Source organism: Bradyrhizobium sp. CCGUVB1N3, assembly GCF_024199925.1.
In the GTDB taxonomy this organism is placed as follows: domain Bacteria; phylum Pseudomonadota; class Alphaproteobacteria; order Rhizobiales; family Xanthobacteraceae; genus Bradyrhizobium.
On record NZ_JANADR010000001.1, the window covers coordinates 2,578,387 to 2,595,506 of the forward strand.

General features: G+C 64.6%; 17 protein-coding genes. 11 read left to right on the forward strand and 6 right to left on the reverse strand.

The genetic code is table 11. From position 1 onward, the window contains the following. The first annotated feature begins 57 nt into the window (after positions 1 to 57). Positions 58 to 1,215, forward strand: coding sequence for a GGDEF domain-containing protein (locus NLM33_RS12265; protein WP_254096295.1), 1,158 nt, complete (start codon positions 58 to 60; stop codon positions 1,213 to 1,215). A gap of 63 nt (positions 1,216 to 1,278) precedes the next feature. After that, positions 1,279 to 2,391 (forward strand): DUF2336 domain-containing protein, encoded by a 1,113-nt coding sequence (locus NLM33_RS12270; RefSeq protein WP_254096296.1) that lies wholly within the window; start codon positions 1,279 to 1,281, stop codon positions 2,389 to 2,391. 64 nt (positions 2,392 to 2,455) lie between these two features. On the opposite strand, the gene NLM33_RS12275 is transcribed toward NLM33_RS12270, so the two are convergent. Then, positions 2,456 to 3,094, reverse strand: a complete 639-nt coding sequence (locus NLM33_RS12275) for an NrsF family protein (protein ID WP_254096297.1) — start codon at positions 3,092 to 3,094, stop codon at positions 2,456 to 2,458. Position 3,095: 1 nt separating this feature from the next. After that, positions 3,096 to 3,641, reverse strand: coding sequence for a sigma-70 family RNA polymerase sigma factor (locus NLM33_RS12280; RefSeq protein ID WP_254096298.1), 546 nt, complete (start codon positions 3,639 to 3,641; stop codon positions 3,096 to 3,098). A 296-nt stretch (positions 3,642 to 3,937) separates the two neighbouring features. On the opposite strand from NLM33_RS12280, the gene NLM33_RS12285 reads away from it, so the two are divergent. From NLM33_RS12285 to NLM33_RS12315, 7 genes are all read left to right on the forward strand, one after another. Then, the gene (locus NLM33_RS12285; RefSeq protein WP_254096299.1) at positions 3,938 to 4,591 is read left to right on the forward strand and encodes a hypothetical protein; all 654 of its coding nucleotides are present in this window, start codon (positions 3,938 to 3,940) and stop codon (positions 4,589 to 4,591) included. A gap of 137 nt (positions 4,592 to 4,728) precedes the next feature. Beyond that, entirely contained in the window at positions 4,729 to 5,508 is a 780-nt protein-coding gene (locus tag NLM33_RS12290; RefSeq protein ID WP_254096300.1) for an enoyl-CoA hydratase, read from the forward strand. Positions 5,509 to 5,684: 176 nt separating this feature from the next. Beyond that, entirely contained in the window at positions 5,685 to 7,115 is a 1,431-nt protein-coding gene (locus NLM33_RS12295; protein WP_254096301.1) for a TolC family outer membrane protein, read from the forward strand. A gap of 199 nt (positions 7,116 to 7,314) precedes the next feature. Next, a complete protein-coding gene (locus NLM33_RS12300) occupies positions 7,315 to 8,283 on the forward strand; it encodes an alpha/beta fold hydrolase (protein ID WP_254096302.1) in 969 nt (322 codons plus the stop codon). A gap of 33 nt (positions 8,284 to 8,316) precedes the next feature. Further along, entirely contained in the window at positions 8,317 to 8,736 is a 420-nt protein-coding gene (locus tag NLM33_RS12305; RefSeq protein ID WP_027528164.1) for a hypothetical protein, read from the forward strand. Continuing rightward, on the forward strand, positions 8,729 to 9,829 hold the full coding sequence (locus NLM33_RS12310; protein WP_254096303.1) for a hypothetical protein: 1,101 nt from the start codon (positions 8,729 to 8,731) through the stop codon (positions 9,827 to 9,829). Before NLM33_RS12305 ends, NLM33_RS12310 begins: the two co-directional genes overlap by 8 nt. Next, positions 9,807 to 10,145: a hypothetical protein gene (locus NLM33_RS12315; protein WP_254096304.1), complete on the forward strand. Its 339-nt coding sequence runs from the start codon at positions 9,807 to 9,809 to the stop codon at positions 10,143 to 10,145. Before NLM33_RS12310 ends, NLM33_RS12315 begins: the two co-directional genes overlap by 23 nt. A gap of 149 nt (positions 10,146 to 10,294) precedes the next feature. On the opposite strand, the gene NLM33_RS12320 is transcribed toward NLM33_RS12315, so the two are convergent. After that, positions 10,295 to 11,257: a hypothetical protein gene (locus NLM33_RS12320; protein WP_254096305.1), complete on the reverse strand. Its 963-nt coding sequence runs from the start codon at positions 11,255 to 11,257 to the stop codon at positions 10,295 to 10,297. Between the two features lie 304 nt (positions 11,258 to 11,561). After that, the gene (locus NLM33_RS12325; RefSeq protein WP_254096306.1) at positions 11,562 to 13,163 is read right to left on the reverse strand and encodes an FAD-binding oxidoreductase; all 1,602 of its coding nucleotides are present in this window, start codon (positions 13,161 to 13,163) and stop codon (positions 11,562 to 11,564) included. Between the two features lie 93 nt (positions 13,164 to 13,256). Between NLM33_RS12325 and NLM33_RS12330 the strand changes: the two genes are divergently transcribed. Then, the gene (locus NLM33_RS12330; protein ID WP_254096307.1) at positions 13,257 to 13,814 is read left to right on the forward strand and encodes an AAA family ATPase; all 558 of its coding nucleotides are present in this window, start codon (positions 13,257 to 13,259) and stop codon (positions 13,812 to 13,814) included. Between the two features lie 33 nt (positions 13,815 to 13,847). Then, positions 13,848 to 14,759, forward strand: a complete 912-nt coding sequence (locus NLM33_RS12335) for an amidohydrolase family protein (protein ID WP_254096308.1) — start codon at positions 13,848 to 13,850, stop codon at positions 14,757 to 14,759. Here NLM33_RS12335 and NLM33_RS12340 read toward each other — a convergent pair. Together NLM33_RS12340 and NLM33_RS12345 are read right to left on the reverse strand one after the other, a co-directional pair. Next, entirely contained in the window at positions 14,747 to 15,625 is an 879-nt protein-coding gene (locus tag NLM33_RS12340) for a hypothetical protein (protein ID WP_254096309.1), read from the reverse strand. The two genes, NLM33_RS12335 and NLM33_RS12340, sit on opposite strands and share 13 nt — an antisense overlap. A 15-nt stretch (positions 15,626 to 15,640) precedes the next feature. Continuing rightward, positions 15,641 to 17,044: a hypothetical protein gene (locus NLM33_RS12345; RefSeq protein ID WP_254096310.1), complete on the reverse strand. Its 1,404-nt coding sequence runs from the start codon at positions 17,042 to 17,044 to the stop codon at positions 15,641 to 15,643. Positions 17,045 to 17,120 lie beyond the last annotated feature (76 nt).

The window sequence follows — 17,120 nt, forward strand, 5'->3', positions numbered from 1 at the left end:
CAAACCTAAAGGCTTGCCACGTAGATTTTTGGACTGACATTCACCAATGGCAGGTTCATGAGCACGGCCGCGACATCCATCCCGGAGCGGAATGCCGCAGAGGTCGCGGATCTCGTCCTGTCTCCCGACAAGGCCACGCCGGAAGTCGTCGCGCGCCGCATGCGGCAGCGGCGCCAGATGTATATCAGCCAGGTCGCGAGTTACTCGCTCGGCGCGTCCGTTCTGTTGCTCTATGCCTTTGACGGGGCGATCCCGATGATCGTGCCGTCCCTGTTCTGGCTCGGCGGACTGATGATCATCGGCAGCTTCGGGGTGCTGTCGGAGGCCGGCGTCGGCGAGCGCTACAGGGACCACTACCTCACCGTCTTCCAGATCTCGGCGCATATGGCGCTCCAGCTCATCTTCCTGCTGGCGGTGCCGACGATCGGGGTCGCCTTCATCAGCGTGCTGTTCCTGATCTTCGCCTTCGGCACGCTGCGCATGACCTCGCAGCAGGCGATGCTGACCTGGGCGCTCGCGACCATAGGGCTCGGCTTCGTCTTCCTGATCTCCGACCTGCCGATCGGCATGCCGGTGACGAGCCGGCTCGAGCGGCTTGCATCAATGCTGTGCTTCGTCCTGGTGATCGGCCAGTGCGCCTTCCTCGGCCTGTTCGGCAGCACGCTGCGCAAGATTCTGTACCAGCGCAGCATCGAGCTGAAGGCCGCCTATCAGCGTATCGAGGAGCTCGCGGAGCTCGACGAGCTCACCGGCTCGCTCAATCGCCGCTCGATCATGCGCGCGCTCGATGAGGAGATTGCCGGCGCGCGCGAGGCGAAAGCGCCCTGCTCGGCCGCACTCATCGATCTCGACTGGTTCAAGCGCATCAACGATGCCCATGGCCATCCGACCGGCGACGAGGTGCTGCGCACCTTCGCCATCACCATCTTCGCCAATATCCGCCCCAACGACCGCTTCGGCCGTTACGGCGGCGAGGAGTTCCTGCTGCTGATGCCGGAAACGTCGGGCGAAGCCGCCATGCGCATGCTTGACCGCCTGCGCTTGATCGTGGCCGAGCTCGACTGGAGCGCGTTCGCGCCCGGCATGCATGTGACGATTTCCGCAGGCGTCGCAGCGCTGCGCGACAATGATAATGCCGACTCATTTCTCGCGCGCGCCGACAGCGCGCTCTATTCCGCCAAGGCGCAAGGACGCAACCGCATTGCGACCAGTTGACCAATCCATTTTTGTCCGGCGGCGCTGAAAGAACCGCCGGACCTAACGCTCCAGGACAGGGCCATGAGATCGAAACCCGCCAAAGAATCCGCCAAGGTTTCCGAAGACCTGCTCGACGAATTGCAAGCGACGCTGTCCCACGGCACGGTTGCGCGCCGGGTCGAGACGCTGCGCCGCGTCACAGATCTCTTCATCGGCGGCGCGGTGGACTATTCCGACGACCAGATCGCCGTGTTCGACGACGTCTTCCAGTGCCTGATCGACCATATCGAGACCTCTGCCAAGGTGCTGCTCGCCGAGCGCCTGGCACCGATCCACACGGCGCCGGCCATGACCATCCGCACGCTCGCGCTCGACGACGTCATCGACGTCGCCGGCCCCGTGCTGTCGAAGTCGGAGCGGCTGGACGAGGCGACCCTGATCGAGATCGCGCGCAGCAAGAGCCAGGCGCATCTCAAGGCCATCTCGATGCGCCGCGTCCTGTCCGACGCGCTCACCGAAGTGCTGGTGGCGCGCGGCGATGACGAGGTGGTGCAGTCGACGGTCAAGAATCCCGGCGCGCAATTCACGGAGATGAGCCTCACCGAGCTGGTCGAACGCGCCGAACGTGACGACGACCTCGCAACTTGCGTGGGCCTGCGCCCGGAGCTGCCGCGTCATCACTATCTGAAACTGATCGCGAAGGCCTCCTTGAGCGTGCGCCGGAAGCTCGAAGCCGCCAATCCGGGCCAGTCCGACGCGGTGCTCAGCGCGGTCCAAGAGGCTGCGCAGCGCGTCCGCGCGGCGACCATGACGCGACAGACCGAAATGGCGCGCGCGCTGGTGAAATCGCTGTTCGAGGACGGCCGTCTCAACGAGCACCAGGTCACGGCCTTCGCCGAACAGAGCAAGTTCGACGAGGCCAATGCCGGGCTCGCGGCGCTCGCGGGCGTGCCGGTCGCGATCGCCGAGAACATGATGATCGAAAGCCGCACCGAGGGCGTGATGATCCTCGCCAAGGTCGCCGGCATGTCATGGTCAAGCGTGCGCGCGATCATCGCGATGCGCGACAAGCTGTCCGGCGGCGATCCGACCGACCTGTTGAGCGCGCGAGACACCTATGAGGCGCTGCGCGCCTCGACCGCGCAGCAGGTGCTGCGCTTCCACCGTATGCAGCAGAGCACGGCGCCGGCATAGCCGGCGGGACATATTGTCTGAGCATGAGCTCCGCGCAAACGCGTTCCGCGTTCCGGATCGTGCTCTAGTATCTCAGGACTCTTGAGCCGACGAGCGCGCCGATCGCGGTGACGAACGCGGCGGCGAGCGTGTACCAAGTCGCCACGAACAGCGGCGAATCGTCGGTGCAGTGCGAGGCGTAGAGCGTCGCCGCCAGCCCCGCCGACAACAGGCCGGCGAGCGCGCCGGCAAGCGCAGGCCGCGACGGTGCGCCGTGACGCAGGCCGAACAGCGCGCCCACGAGCAGCGGCAACGACATCGCGGGGATCGCCGACAGGCACACCCTGGAATTCTTGCCGACGAGCCGCATCGTCATCGGCATCGCAGGCGCCATCATCATCTCGCCGCCGATCGCCACCGCAAGCAGGGCCACGGGGAGCAGCAGCAGCCAGCCCCAGCCGCGCATCAAGGCCTCGGGCCGCGACAGATGCAGGCTGATCGCGATCGCGGGAATCGCGAGCGACAGGGTGACCGCGAACTTCATGTCGAAGAACGGATTGTGCATCGCGCTCATCACGTCCGGCCGCACACCGAGGAAAGTGGCGAAGATCAGGATCGAGAGCGGCGCGGCCACCAGCAGCGAGAGCGCCAGCACGGCGCCGACCTTCGGCGCGTGATGAGCGTTGTCGGCCGCGAGCGTGCGAATGAGTTGATCGGTATCCATCTCATATGTCCCGCAATTTGGCGGTCAGCGCGGCCAGCCCCCGATGTAGCGCGACGCGCACCGCACCTTCGCTCATCGACAACTTTGACGCCGTGTCCCTGATCGAGGTGCTGTCGACCGCAATCGACTGCAACACGTCGCGCTGGCGCCGCGGCAGCGTGGCAAGCTGCGCCGCGACCTCGCCTGCGGAAGCGGTCTCCTGCGGCGCCTCGCCCGGGAGCGTCTCGGCGAAATCGTCGATATTGACGAAGATCCGCCTACCCCGTCGCCTCAGCGCGTCGATCAGCTTGTTGCGGGCGATCGCGAACAGCCAGGGCGCGAAAGGCGCTTCGCTGTCCCAGGTATGCCGCTTCAAATGCACCGCCAGCAAAATGTCCTGCACGATATCCTCGGCTTGATCGGGAGGCTGGCCGGCCCGCGCGAGACCGCGCCGGGCGGCAGCCCGCAGCACCGGCGTGACCGCCTTCAGCAGGCGATGATACGCCGCATCATCCCCTGCCATGGCCGACCGCATCAGGCCGGTCCATTCGTCCTCACGTCCGCGCACGCGCGCCCCTCACACGGCAATTCGGCCGCTCTTTCAATTTGTTACGCCAGCACGTTTCACATCACGAAATCGTGACCTCACGACGGGCGACGCATCGCCCCACGGTCCGGCGCAGCCGGCAAGCCCGGGAGGCTCATAACATCGTTCGGTTCGGCTCGCACCCGCCAAGCCGGCCGGACGCGCCGGATTGCTCCGTTTTCGCCCGCCCAGGCCCGAAGATTCCCATTTTCTGCCCCGCTGCGGTCACGCCCAGGGTCTCTGTTCGCGCCGGGCGGGCGCATTGGGGAGATCGTCAAATGATCAGAGCCAGCGGGCGTGTCGCCTTTGTTCTGGGCGCCGGACTGTTTCTGCTGTTCGGGGGCGCCTCGCAGGCCGCCCCGACCGCGTCCATGTCGGACAACACCGACAGCGCGACCAAATCGACCGAGACCGTCACTCCAACCAAACACCGGCGTCACGCCGCCCGTCACCGCAGCAGCAGGACGGCGGAGACATCCTCCGAAGACAAGGCCGGCAAGGGCGCTGCCAAGAATACGGTGGGCGCGGTCTCCGATACCGCCGCGCCGGCCTTCGGCGCCATGCCGCCGTTGGTTGCCAACGCCAACGCGCAGCTCGCCGCTGCCGATACACCGACGGCCGCTGCAGCCACCGCCATGACGTCGCGGGCCAATGACAACGTGCAGGCCGCGGCCGACCAGGCGACTGCAGCGCCGGCGCCGGACAGCCAGGCGGCGGCGGATCAGCCGGGCGACGCCACCCAGGAGCAGGACAACCCGCCTGCGCAAAAGACCGTCGCGGCGGCCGACGCGCAGCCGCGCCCGGCTCCGGTGATGGCTGCCGCAAGCCACGAAAACTCGGCCTGGGACCAGAGCTCGCTGATCGGCAAGATCTTCATCGGCTTCGGCGCGCTCCTGACGCTGGCCTCGGCCGCGCGCATGTTCATGGCTTGATTCGTTGGGATTCTTGGGTCTGAGCGGATTCCAGGGACGCGCGGCTCGCGCGTCCCGTCGGGCGGTTTCGCCCCCTTGAAGCCCACCGCGTCAGCGGGCACATTGCCGGCTGAAATCGAAAAATGCGTGGGTGGACCATGAGCACGTTCGAGCACATCATCGTCGAAAGCAAGGGCGCGGTCGGCATCGTCAAGCTGAACCGCCCGAAGATGCTCAATGCGCTGTCCTTCGGCGTCTTCCGCGAGATCGCCGCCGCCGTCGACGATCTCGAGGCCGATGACGCGATCGGCTGCATCGTCGTCACCGGCAGCGAGAAGGCGTTCGCCGCGGGTGCCGACATCAAGGAGATGCAGCCGAAAGGCTTCATCGACATGTTCTCGGAAGATTTTGCCGCGATCGGCGGCGACCGCGTGGCGCGCTGCCGCAAGCCGACGATCGCCGCAGTCGCAGGCTACGCGCTCGGCGGCGGCTGCGAGCTTGCGATGATGTGCGACATCATCATCGCCGCCGACACCGCGAAATTCGGCCAGCCCGAGATCACGCTCGGCACCATTCCCGGGATCGGCGGCACGCAGCGCCTGACGCGCGCGATCGGCAAGTCCAAGGCGATGGACCTCTGCCTCACCGGCCGCATGATGGACGCGGCGGAAGCCGAGCGAAGTGGCCTCGTCAGCCGCGTGGTCCCCGCCGACAAGCTGATGGACGAGGTGATCGCGGCTGCCGAGAAGATCGCCGCGATGTCGCAGCCGGCGGTCGCCATGGCCAAGGAAGCGGTGAACCGCGCCTTCGAGACCACGCTCGCCGAGGGCATGCAGGTTGAACGCAACCTGTTCCACGCCACCTTCGCACTGGACGACCGCTCCGAGGGCATGGCCGCCTTCATCGAGAAGCGCAAGCCGGTGAACAAGAATCGGTAAGGCTGGTGTAAGGCTTCCTCATAGCTCCCCGCGGAATCCCTGTGACGTAGCTGCAACAAGCACGGATTTCATTGGACATTCACCCGCGGCAGTTTGCCTGCGCGACCGACGCTGGTTAAACAGGTAAGAGGGCCGCCGTCGGCGGGGGCGGACAGCCGGGGGTTGTTACGGATCAGATGAACGGGCGTGCCGCCAGAACTGGCCGCGTGGGGACGCGGCGCCGATCGGGCGTGGGTCATGTCCTTGTCACATGGACCGCGCTGGCGGTTTCCTGCGCCCTGCCCGCCGCGGCGCGCGCCGAAGCGCTGCCGGAGGCCCTGGCAAAAGCCTATCAGACCAATCCGCAGCTCAATGCCGAACGGGCGCGCCAGCGCGCTACCGACGAGAATGTGCCGCAGGCGCTTGCCGGCTACCGGCCGCAGATCGTGGCAAGCCTGAGCGCCGGCCTGCAATCGGTGCGCAACCTGCTTCCGGACAACACCATCCAGACCGCGACGCTGAAGCCCTGGACCATCGGCGTCACCGTGACGCAGACCCTGTTCAACGGTTTCAGGACCGCCAACAGCGTGCGCGTCGCCGAGCTTCAGGTGCAGTCCGGCCGCGAAGCCTTGCGCAATGTCGGCCAAGGCGTGCTGCTTGATGCGGTGACCGCCTACACCAACGTGCTTGCCAACCAGTCGCTGGTCGAGGCGCAACGCTCCAACGTCGCGTTCCTGCGCGAGACACTCGCCGTCACCCAGCGCCGGCTGAACGCGGGCGACGTCACGCCGACCGATACCGCGCAGGCCGAGGCACGCCTCAACCGCGGGCTTTCCGATCTCAACGCCGCCGAAGTCGCGCTTGCCATCAGCCAGGCGACCTACGCCCAGGTGATTGGCAACCCGCCGTCACAGCTTCGGCCCGCCGAGGTCGTCGACCGCTATCTGCCGCGCAGCCGCGAGGACTCGCTCGCCATGGCGATCCGCGAGCACCCGGCGGTGATGGCGGCAGGCTTCGACGTCGATGTCGCCTCGACCAATATCCGCGTCGCCGAAGGCGCGCTGCTGCCGAGCGCCAACGTGCAGGGCAGCGCCAGCCGCAGCCGCGACGCCGACCCGACGCTCAGCACGCTCGGCACCGACCAGGCCTCCATCGTCGCGAACGTCACCGCGCCGATCTATGACGGCGGCCAGGCCGCGTCACAAACCCGTCAGGCCAAAGAGGTCGCCGCGCAAAGCCGCCTCGTGCTCGACCAGGTGCGCAACCAGGCGCGCACCGCCGCGACCAGCGCATGGGTGGCGAACGAAGGCGCCAAGATCGCGGTCTCCGCCTCCGAGTCCGAGGTGAAAGCGGCGACCGTTGCCCTGCAGGGCGTGCAGCGCGAAGCCGCCGGCGGACAACGCACCACCGTCGACGTACTGAACTCGCAAGCCGACCTGATCCAGGCCAAGGCCCGCCTGATCGGCGCGCTGCGCGACCGCGTCATCGCCTCCTACACGCTGCTGAGCGCCGTCGGCCACCTCGACGTCAAGACCCTGAGCCTGAACACCCCCGACTATCTGCCCGAAGTACACTACCACCAGGTGCGCGACGCCTGGCACGGCCTGCGCACTCCGTCGGGGCAGTGATCCCGGCAGGCTCCCCAAAATGTCGAAAACAACCCCATGCAAAGTAGACTGGCCCGGCCGGGCCAGGACTTGACACGTCGGGCAAATCGGCAGGCCATTTCATCAGGAGCGAGGCCAGCGATCACGATTGCTTCAACGTCAAATCAACTCGCGCTAGAGTAGCGACCAAAGTATCGATCGACTCATCTCGCGAGGCACGTTGACTTCAAAGATTCTTCGCGGCGCAGCCTATCTGTGCCTGATCGCCTTGCTGGTGCTCGTCGCAGCCGTCATCGCATTCCGGCTCGCGGCTTCCGTTCGCGAGACCGCAGGCCGCGCTGATCGCGCGCCGCCGGGCGGCCGCTGGGTGACGACGCGCTCGGGCGACGTGTTCATTCAGGAGAAGGGCCGGCCGGCCGGAATTCCGGTCGTGCTGTTTCACGGCACCGCGGCCTGGAGCGAATTGTGGCGGGCGACGAGCGATGCGCTCGCAGCCGGCGGATATCACGTGATCGCGCTCGACCTGCCGCCGTTCGGCTTCTCCGATCGGCCGGGCGGCTACACGCGACAGGATCAGGCGCTGCGCGTCAGCGACGTGCTCGAGAAGCTCAATGCGGCGCCCGCGATCATCGTCGGCCATTCCTTCGGCGCGGGTGCCGCGACCGAGCTGGTGCTGCGCTTCCCGGCCCGCGCCCGCGCGCTGGTCCTGGTCGATGCCGCGCTGGGACTGACGGCTGAACCGTCCGATCCGCCGGCGGTGCTGCGTCCGCAATGGCTGCGCGAAACGCTGGTGTCGCTGACGGTCACCAATCCGCTTGCGACGAAGCTGCTGCTGCAATCGCTGATCGCGAAAAAGGATCGCGCCTTGCCCGAATATGTCGAGATCCTGCAGCGGCCGCTGACGCGCCAGAACTCCACGCCGGACATTGCCGACTGGCTCTATTATTTCACAGGTACAGATCGCGGCGCGATGAGCGCCGACCGCGCCGCCTACGCGCGGCTCAAGCAACCCGTCGCGATTCTCTGGGGCGAGATGGATAGTGTGACGCCGCTCGCCCAGGCGCGCGATTTGAACGTTCTGTTACCCCAGGCGCACTTCACTCTACTGCCCGGACTCGGTCACATCCCGCAGATCGAAGATCCCGGCCAGTTCAATGACGCCCTGCTCAAGGCGCTCGGGACACTCTAAACTCGAACGAGATTCGAACTCATCGGAGGACTCATGGACATCATCAGATTGTGCGCCCTTGGCTACGCCGCACTGCTTGGTTTCGTGATCCTGACCGGTTACATCCCCGCCTTCATCGACCAGAATGACATGATCTTCGGCCTGTTCCGCCGCACCTGGTACGCCGACGGTCTGCACCTCGTCTCCGCGCTGTGGGCGCTCGCCTCGGCTCTGACCTCGCGCCGCGCATCCGAACTGTTCTTCCAGCTCTTCGGCGTCTTCTATTTCGCCGATGGCGTGCTCGGCCTCCTCACCGGCAGCGGCTATCTCGATTTCGGCATCCTCATCAACGGCGTGCTGAACCTGCCGCTGTCGACCCGCATCTTCGCCAATGCGCCGCATCTCGGGCTCGGTGGACTCGCGATCCTGATCGGCTATCTCCTCGCACCGCGCACGCGCCCAGCCCATGCTTAAGCGCTTGCGTCGCATCGTCCTCGCGCTGCTCGTCCTGATCGCGGCCGCGATCCTAGGGCCGCTCGCCTATATCGAGGGCACCTGCCAGCCCGCCACGCAAGCCGAAGCGTCAGCGACCGCGGCAATAGCGCTGCCGCCGATCGGCGAGAAGGGCTATCGCCGCCCGCTCGACAACACCTATTTCACCTTCCCGGAGTGGTACATCGTCTATTCCTTCGAGGATTTTGGCCGCTTCCTCGACCAGTCCAGCGAGAGCCATTTCGGCTATTTGCGCCACATCCTCGGCTTCTGGCAGAGCTTCTGCACCATCAACCGCGCGGTCCCGGCGAGCGCGGAATCGCGCTTCGACGTGAAGATGATGATCTACGTCATCGGCATCAGCTACTCCGCCGAATACGCGATCAAGGGACTTTACGAGAACACGATCGGGCGCGTGTTCGAATGGATCAGGGGGGAGAAGCTCACGCCGCAGGACGAATATGCCCGCGCGGTGCTGCAGGACTATGCGGCCTTCCTCTACACCATCCCCTGGTACAAATATCCGTTCAGCGACACGCTGAATGGGCTGGCGGCGATCTCGGCGCCGACACCGAGCAATCTGCGCACATGGGAGCGCGACTTCGCGCTCGGCACCGAATATTTCATCAAGATCGGCTACGCCGCCGCGATCCAGAAGGCGCTCGATGCCAGCGATGACGACGAGCCGCGCGACATCATGTTCGTGGTCGCGACGCTGCCGCAGGACGTGCTTGGCGCCGAGCCCCGCATCACCCCGGTCCGGACGCTGTCGCCGGATTGGCAACTCGTGCAGGCTCCACGCTACAAGGCGCTGAGTGAGATCCTGAACAAGCTGCTCGACGGCGGTCACCGCCTGGTGGAGATCGCCGGCAATCACGAGATCCTCATCACGGTAATCGCGCCGAAAGGGACGGCTCTCGATATTCCCGACACCACGGAACTGTTTTCACTGGATCTGGACGCCAAGCCCGGCTTCCGCAGGGCCGGCCTTAAGGCTAGGATCGATCGGCTCGTCGAGATCAAGCGCGAGCTGACGACCAAGGGTGCGAGCCTTGAGCACTTCTACGACTATTAGCCCTACAGCTCTGCTGCCGCTCCGCAGGATCGCGTTCGCGGTCTCGCTCGTCATCACGGGCTGGCTTGCGCTTGTCGTTGCCCTGACCTTCGGCACCGCGCCCGGCCGCTCGCTGGCCGTGATCGGGCCGCAGGCGCAGGCGATCGCGGCCATCGCGAAGGCCGACGGCCGCGTGCTGGCGTCGAACACCTATGTCACCATCACGCGATCCAATGCAGCGGATTTCGTCAGCCGGCTCTACGCCGCCGGCGCCCTGCTGGTGCTCGATGCCGAGCAGGCCGGCGGCTGCAACGGACTCGCGCCGAAGCGAAGCTGACGCGGCCCGGGATTTCGGTGCTTTCGGGGCAAAGCGGACATGAGCCAGCGGACAACCTACGCTCAGTCGGTCGAAAATGACCCAAAGCGGGCATGGCAGATATCAGTTTCTGTGAACGAATCGCGCCGAAGCGGAAGTGGTTTGAAAACCTAAATCGCCAATTCAGTGAATCGCCAGTAGGGCTGGACGCTAGGCTGCTGCCGCACAACTTCGAGCACTTCGGCTCTGTACCGTTCCATGCTGTGATTTTCGAGAAATGAACTCATCGCTAGACCAGCTATCCACGAGATGAAAAAGTACATCTCTTGACTGTCCGCGGGCTTGAACGGCGCTCCTGCAGGATCGAATTCAACCTTGAAGTTTGCGTAGTTGAACAGCGAGGGTGGGCAGTGGGGTACGATGTCCAATGATCGCCGAATGGCGAATGGTTGTTTTATCGCACGCATCGCGGAGGCGGAGCAGACTCGCGGTGAGCCATATGTGTAGGAGCCCGCCACCGGACATGCATTGGTCGTCGACGCCATTAGAGCCGCCACAGCGCCACCTAGGGAATGACCAGCGAAGAACATTGTGGGAAGTCGATCTTCTAGGTCGCGCTCAAATCTAAGTTCCATGATCAGCTTGCCAAGCTTTTCGGCTTCATCGAAAAAGCCAGCATGAAATTCGATGTCGTCGAAGAGTTTTCGCTTGTTGATGCGGAGGTTGATCGCCCAGTCATAAGCAAATTGCGTTCCCCGAATGCCCACCAATATCATGTTGCGTCGCTTGACCGGCACCAGGATCGCAACAAACCGTTCTGTTCGGACTATTCGGATTCCAGCGAAGTCCAGTCCAAGCATGACTTCAACGAAATCAAAATCCTCTGCAAGCAACAGGCGTTGGTAGGCTCGGCATGGCACCACCTTCGCGCGATGGGGATGCTTACGCTCATCCGAGCCGATAGCGCAGTATGACAGGTGAGCAACGATTGCGAGAGCGCCGGACCTTATGACATCAAAGACCCCCGATGTTCTTACATCGTAATTCGGGTGAGGCCAGGATGTTTGATTGATCAGGAGATTCAAAGGCTCTCCGATCTTGCGAATATCGTCTTTCGAGGCGACTGCGAGCATTTGAGATGGAATAACCCGGTTTGCGAATTAACCTAAGGTAGCAGACTAATGCGATTGCACAAGCAGGTCCCTGATGATGTTAGGTTGGATAAGTCTGTTGTTGGCCCTTGGCGACATATTGCGCTGCCGCACGAACTTGGTCGCTAACCGGCAAAAGCGGACCTAGCCTTCGTTGGTCCCGGTACACGTGGCCTAGGCTTTATTTGCTGAGCATGATCGCCGCGCAAACGCGTTCCGCGTTTGTCGCGCGGGAAAACCGCTGCACACTTTGCGCTAACGCGGCCCTTCGGGTCCGGATTGTGCTTCACGAAGCGTATTTCTGGTACATCGTGTTGGTGAAGAGATCGGCCGGGTCGTACTTGCGCTTGGCGGCAAAGAAGTCGTCGATCTGCGGATAGGACTTCTTGAGCTGGTCGCGCGAATAATAGAGCTGGTACGGCAGGAAGAAGCGCCCCTGGTTGGCGATGGTGAGGCCGATCAGCTCTTCCGTCACCTTCTTCATGCGGCGGTTGCCCTCATCGTCCGTCGGCTGGTTGATGTAGAGCACCAATGAGAACGCCGGCTCCGGCGAATAGGTGAGGAAATTCTCCTCCTTGTGCACGACGCGGACCGACGCGTTCAACAGATTGGTCTTGTTGTCGAGCATGATCCTGCGCATGCCATCGACGAAGGCGACGAAGTTTTTGCGCGGGATGAAGTATTCGTGGAGGATATCGGTCTCGTCCTGCAAGGCGTTGCGCAAGTACGGCACGGAGTCGTGCATGGGATCGTTGCGGCTGACGAGACAGGCCTCGCCCGAGGCGATCGCCTGCGCCCGCGTCACCGTGCAATTCTCCATGCGGTGCTCGATGTGCTTCTCCGAGAGCCATTTCAGCTCCTGGAAGAACGACCCCTGCTTCGACAGGTTGATGGTGAGCCGTCGGAGTTTCGTGCCGCTGACTTCGCCGAGCGGCTGTCGCTTGAAGTCTGCCCCGTCAGCCTTGGTGTAGGTGTAGAGGAGCATCTCCTGGAGGAAGCTGCTCGGCGCGGTCGAGAGATGGCCGTACATCAGCCCGATATTGCCGTCCTTCTCAATGTCGTCCGCAAACAAGGCCGGGAACGCCTTGTAGTCGAGCACACGCCGTCCGGTCTGGTAGACCGTATTGTCGGCGATATCGAGCTCGGCCTCGACGATGACACCGAACAGGCCGTAGCCGCCGACCACGAGGTTGAACAGCTCCTGGTTCTCGGTCGGCGAGACGCTTTGGACCGAGCCGTCGGCCAGCATCACCTTCATGGTCTTGATCGAGCGGGCCAGCGCACCGGCCTGGTGGTCCATGCCGTGGGCATTGACCGAGATCGAACCGCCGACACTGAAGATGTCCGTCGACTGCATCGCGCGCACCGCAAAGCGCGGATGCAGCACGATCTGGATGTCGTGCCACGTCGCGCCCGGCTGCACGGTGACGCTGCGCGCCGCCTCGTTGAGCGTGATGCGGTTGAAGCCGCGCATGTCCAGCACGATACCGCCCTTGCGGAACGCCTGCCCACCCATGGAGTGGCGCACGCCGGCCGTCGTCACCGGCAGCTTGTTGGCCCGCGCAAAGGCCAGGGTTTTTGCGATGTCGTCGACGCTGTGCACCTCGACCATGCCGTAAATCTCGGTGCGGTTGAGGCAGCTCGCATCATTGATGCTACCGCCAAGCTGCGACCACTTTACGCCCTGAAGCGGTGCGATCGCCCTCACCTTGTCAAGGTCGATCTTGACGTTGCCCTCGCCGATGTCATCCGCAGCCCGGCAGTCCTTCGGACCGGCCGGATCGGCCGCCAGCGCCTGAAGCTTGCGGAAGCCATAAACACCGAACAGCGCAACGAGGACGGCGGCGGCCGAGACGCCTGCTTTGAATTTGCCAAAAGACTTTTGCATAAAGTGATTCCGGTGGGAGGGAGATGATCCGGGAGCGCGGATCATTAGTCAAACCTGACGCTACTCGGTTCAAGCCATTCTCGGGACATGACCATGAAAAGCTGCCGCATTCATCTGATGGGCGCGTCGGGCTCCGGCGTGACGACGCTCGGCCGCGCGCTCGCGGACAAGCTTGCGCTGCCGCATCACGACACCGACGATTATTTTTGGCTACCGACCGCACCGCCCTACCAGACGATCCGGGCTCCGCAGGATCGCCTGCGTCTCGTGCGCGAGATGTTCCTGCCGCGCCGTGATTGGGTGCTGAGCGGAACCGCCTCCGGCTGGGGCGACGAACTGGTCGCGCATTTCGATCTCGTCGTCTTCTTGGTCACGCCACGCGAGATGCGGCTGCAGCGCCTGCGCGCCCGCGAGGCCACGCATTTCGGCGCCGATGCCGTTGCGCCGGGCGGCTGGCGCCATGAAGAGACCGAAGCCTTCATCGAATGGGCCTCGCATTACGAGGCCGGCGACCGCGAAGGCCGCACGCTTGCGAAACATGAGGCGTGGGTTGCCAGCCTGCCCTGCCCGGTCGTGCGCGTCGATGGCGCGCGGCCCCTTGCAGAACTTGTCGAACAGCTATGCAGCGACGTGCGGCGACTGCCAGACTGATGTGATATCGTCGTCCTAGCTGCCGGAGTCACCATGACCAGCAAAGCCCGCGCCCGGGCGTCGCAGCCGTCGACGCCCATCAATTTCGACGTGCCGGCCCATGCCTGCGACTGCCACACCCACATCCACGGCGATCCCGAGAAATTCCCCTTCTTCGCGGGCCGCGTCTATACGCCGGAGCCGGCCTCGCCAGAGGAGATGGCGGCGCTGCACAAGGCGCTGCGCATCGAGCGCGTCGTGATCGTGACGCCGAGCGTCTACGGCACTGACAACTCGTCCACCCTGTTCGGAATGAAGGCCCGCGGCGCCACGGCACGCGGCGTGGCCGTGATCGACGACAAGACGACGGAGGCCCAGCTCGATACGCTGGGAGAGAACGGCTTCCGCGGCATCCGCATCAATCTGGCAACCGGCGGCATCAGCGATCCCAATGTCGGACGCGCACGCTTCATGGCCGCCGTCGAACGCATGAAAGCACGCGGCTGGCACGTGCAGCTCTACACCACGCTGCCAATGATCTCGGCGATCAAGGATCTCGTGCTGGCCGCGCCGGTGCCGGCGGTGTTCGATCATTTCGGCGGCCTGGACGCGTCGCTTGGGCTGGAGCAGCCGGGATTCTCCGACCTGCTCGAACTCGTGAAATCGGGCAAGGCCTATGTGAAGATCTCGGGCGCCTATCGCTCGTCAGAGCTCGCGCCCGGCTACCAGGACATAGTGCCGTTCGCCCGCGCGCTGATCGCGGCCAATGCCGACCGTATCGTCTGGGGCACCGACTGGCCGCATCCGGATTCAGGCCATGTGGAAGGACGCAAGGCCACCGACATCGCTCCGTTCTATCAGATCGACGATAGCCGGTTGCTCAACCAGCTTCCGATGTGGGCGCCGGATGCAGAGACCCGCAAGAAGATCCTGGTCGACAATCCAGCGCGGCTTTACGGGTTCTGATGGGCATTAGGCAAGCTCACCTGTTCGTTCAGCCAGCGCGCGGATTTGCGCAGGCCGCCGAACGGGAACAAATGGAAGCCGCTGATCGGCGAGGTCGCAGGCTTCGGTGCGGCCTCGAGCCCGCGCAGCACCTCGTCCGGCCCGGTCTCGGTCAATAGCCGGCCGTAGCGGCCGATCTGGTTGCGCACGGCGCGGATCGAATTGCCGACGCCACAGCGAAGCGCGAACTTCATCAGCGTGGCCGGACTAGCCGGACCCGCGAGCCCGATCACCACGGGTAGATCGATGGCTGCGATGCGAAGCTCGCCGAGCCAGTTCAGGATCGGCGCGGCCTCGAAGCAGAACTGCGTGACGATGTCGAGTGCAATCTCCCGCTCCTTGCCCCAGTCGCGCCATGCCGCGAGCGACTTCATCGTCTGCGCCGTGTCGAGATAGGGATGTCCCTCAGGATGGCCGGCGAGGCTGAGGCGTGAAAAGCCGTGCGTCTCGATCAGGCCGCTTGTGGCGACATCGCGGCTCGACTTGAACGGCCCTTTGGCGATCGCGAGATCGCCGGCGATCAGGAGGATGCGGTGGACATCTGCCTCCCCGCGCAGCCGGCGGAAGAAATCGTCCAGGGCTTCGCGCGAGCCGACCTCGCGCGCCGCGATGTGCGGGACGGGGTTGAAGCCGGCGCGGCGCAGCGCCGCCGCAGTCTCGACATTGTGCTGGTAGTGGTCGCCCGGCAGGAAGGTGATGCTGACATCGATATCAGCCGAGAAATGCTCGCGCAGTTCGTCGAGCTGATGCCCGCGCGAGGAGATCTCCACCGACGCCTGCGGCAGCAGTGCGGCGAGATCGCAGGGCTGTTGGAGCGTCATCGTCATCGCGCGCTCCATCGTTCACGCCGGTGCCCGGCGGCGCGAGATCACATAGGTCTCGTCGTTGAACCAGAGGCCGCCGTGCTTGCGCACCACGCGATCGGTCGCCTCGAGATAACGGCCATCGCGCACGACCTCGGACAGCCTGTCGTCCTCGATCTGCGCGACATAGATCGCCGCGTTCCAGGCCGCGAACAGCGTCGAGGTGCCGATCGGGCCCGACACTTCATCGGGCAGCGTGTGCATGCGGTAGCGAAAGATCGCGCGCGCATCCGACGACGCGTTGAAATTGTAGTGCCGCGCCGCCGAGCCGAGCTCGTGCTTGACCTGGCGCAGGATCGCGTAACGGTCGGTGCCAAAGGGATCATCGCCCGGCCAGATCTGGTCGATGATCTCCATGCCGGGATCACGGCCGTGGGAATGGATGCCGATCAGCCGGCCGCCGGGACGCAGGGACCGCACCAGCGGCGTCACCACCTTCGAGGCCTTGAACGCGACGCTGGCGCGCGCCCGATAAGGCTGCGAAGCGATGACGAGATCGTAATCGGCCATCACGCGGCCGGGCCGCGGCATGATCGGATCGAGCAGGAAGGAATGGTCCTCACGCCTGAGCGTCAGGATCACCGGCCGCATATAGACGGGATTGCCGGTCTTCTGGCTGATGCCGGCGCGCCAGTTCTCGGCGAGGAACGGTTCGAGCTCGCCGATCTGCTCGGCAAAGCCGTGCGCGGTGTTGCCCGAGAGCGCGACGTCCTTCCACAACAGGCCTTGCGCCGCGGTTGCCGAGCGCGGCGTCAGCCAGGGCGCTTCGCCGTAATAGAGGTTGGTCACGACGAGCACGGTTGCGGGATGCTCGAACAGGCGGTCGGCCATCTTCTCCAGCATCATGCGGACGTCTTCGTAGGAAATCTCCTTGGCAACGACGTAGAGCGGCATCGCGGGAAAGCGCGCATGCAGCGCCCGCATCACCCGCGACAGCACGGTGCCATCGCCGGAACCGGCATCGAACAGCCTGAGCGCCGGCGGGGCGGGCTGGAGATTGGAGATCTCCAGCGAGATGCGGTTGGCGACCTCGGTCTTCTCGCTACAGGTCGAGACGAACAAGAGATATTTCTGCCGATTGTCGAAGAAGCGGAAGCCGGGCGGCGCGGCCTCGACCACGGGAGCCACGCCATTGGCCGCCTTCACCGCGACGGTTGCGGATGGCTCCGGCCGGTGCTCGCTGAGATAGGCGCGCACCTTGTCGAGCGTGCCCGTCGTGATCCTGGCGCCGTCGCGCAGGCGGGACACCAGCTTGCCGTCATTGACGACGAGCCGGCCAAAGGTCGATTCCGCCGTTCGGGTGGCGCGGCAATAGTCCCGGATCTCGCCCAGGATCTGCTCCGCCGTGGCGGTTCCCCTGCCGACTTGTTCCTCCATCCGCATGGCCCGTCTCTCCCGCGGTTGTCCTTGTCTCTAATCAAGGAACGCCGGAGGAGTTCGTCAACCACAAACCGAGTGG

Excerpts from the sequence above, each read along its gene's own strand:
- NLM33_RS12265 (WP_254096295.1), top strand. The coding sequence starts at position 58 with ATGAGCACGGCCGCGACATCCATCCCGGAGCGGAATGCCGCAGAGGTC.
- NLM33_RS12285 (WP_254096299.1), top strand. The coding sequence starts at position 3,938 with ATGATCAGAGCCAGCGGGCGTGTCGCCTTTGTTCTGGGCGCCGGACTG.
- NLM33_RS12290 (WP_254096300.1), top strand. The coding sequence starts at position 4,729 with ATGAGCACGTTCGAGCACATCATCGTCGAAAGCAAGGGCGCGGTCGGC.
- NLM33_RS12330 (WP_254096307.1), top strand. The coding sequence starts at position 13,257 with ATGAAAAGCTGCCGCATTCATCTGATGGGCGCGTCGGGCTCCGGCGTG.
- NLM33_RS12335 (WP_254096308.1), top strand. The coding sequence starts at position 13,848 with ATGACCAGCAAAGCCCGCGCCCGGGCGTCGCAGCCGTCGACGCCCATC.
- NLM33_RS12305 (WP_027528164.1), top strand. The coding sequence starts at position 8,317 with ATGGACATCATCAGATTGTGCGCCCTTGGCTACGCCGCACTGCTTGGT.
- NLM33_RS12325 (WP_254096306.1), bottom strand. The coding sequence starts at position 13,163 with ATGCAAAAGTCTTTTGGCAAATTCAAAGCAGGCGTCTCGGCCGCCGCC.
- NLM33_RS12340 (WP_254096309.1), bottom strand. The coding sequence starts at position 15,625 with ATGACGATGACGCTCCAACAGCCCTGCGATCTCGCCGCACTGCTGCCG.
- NLM33_RS12320 (WP_254096305.1), bottom strand. The coding sequence starts at position 11,257 with ATGCTCGCAGTCGCCTCGAAAGACGATATTCGCAAGATCGGAGAGCCT.
- NLM33_RS12275 (WP_254096297.1), bottom strand. The coding sequence starts at position 3,094 with ATGGATACCGATCAACTCATTCGCACGCTCGCGGCCGACAACGCTCAT.
- NLM33_RS12345 (WP_254096310.1), bottom strand. The coding sequence starts at position 17,044 with ATGCGGATGGAGGAACAAGTCGGCAGGGGAACCGCCACGGCGGAGCAG.
- NLM33_RS12270 (WP_254096296.1), top strand. The coding sequence starts at position 1,279 with ATGAGATCGAAACCCGCCAAAGAATCCGCCAAGGTTTCCGAAGACCTG.
- NLM33_RS12295 (WP_254096301.1), top strand. The coding sequence starts at position 5,685 with ATGAACGGGCGTGCCGCCAGAACTGGCCGCGTGGGGACGCGGCGCCGA.
- NLM33_RS12310 (WP_254096303.1), top strand. The coding sequence starts at position 8,729 with ATGCTTAAGCGCTTGCGTCGCATCGTCCTCGCGCTGCTCGTCCTGATC.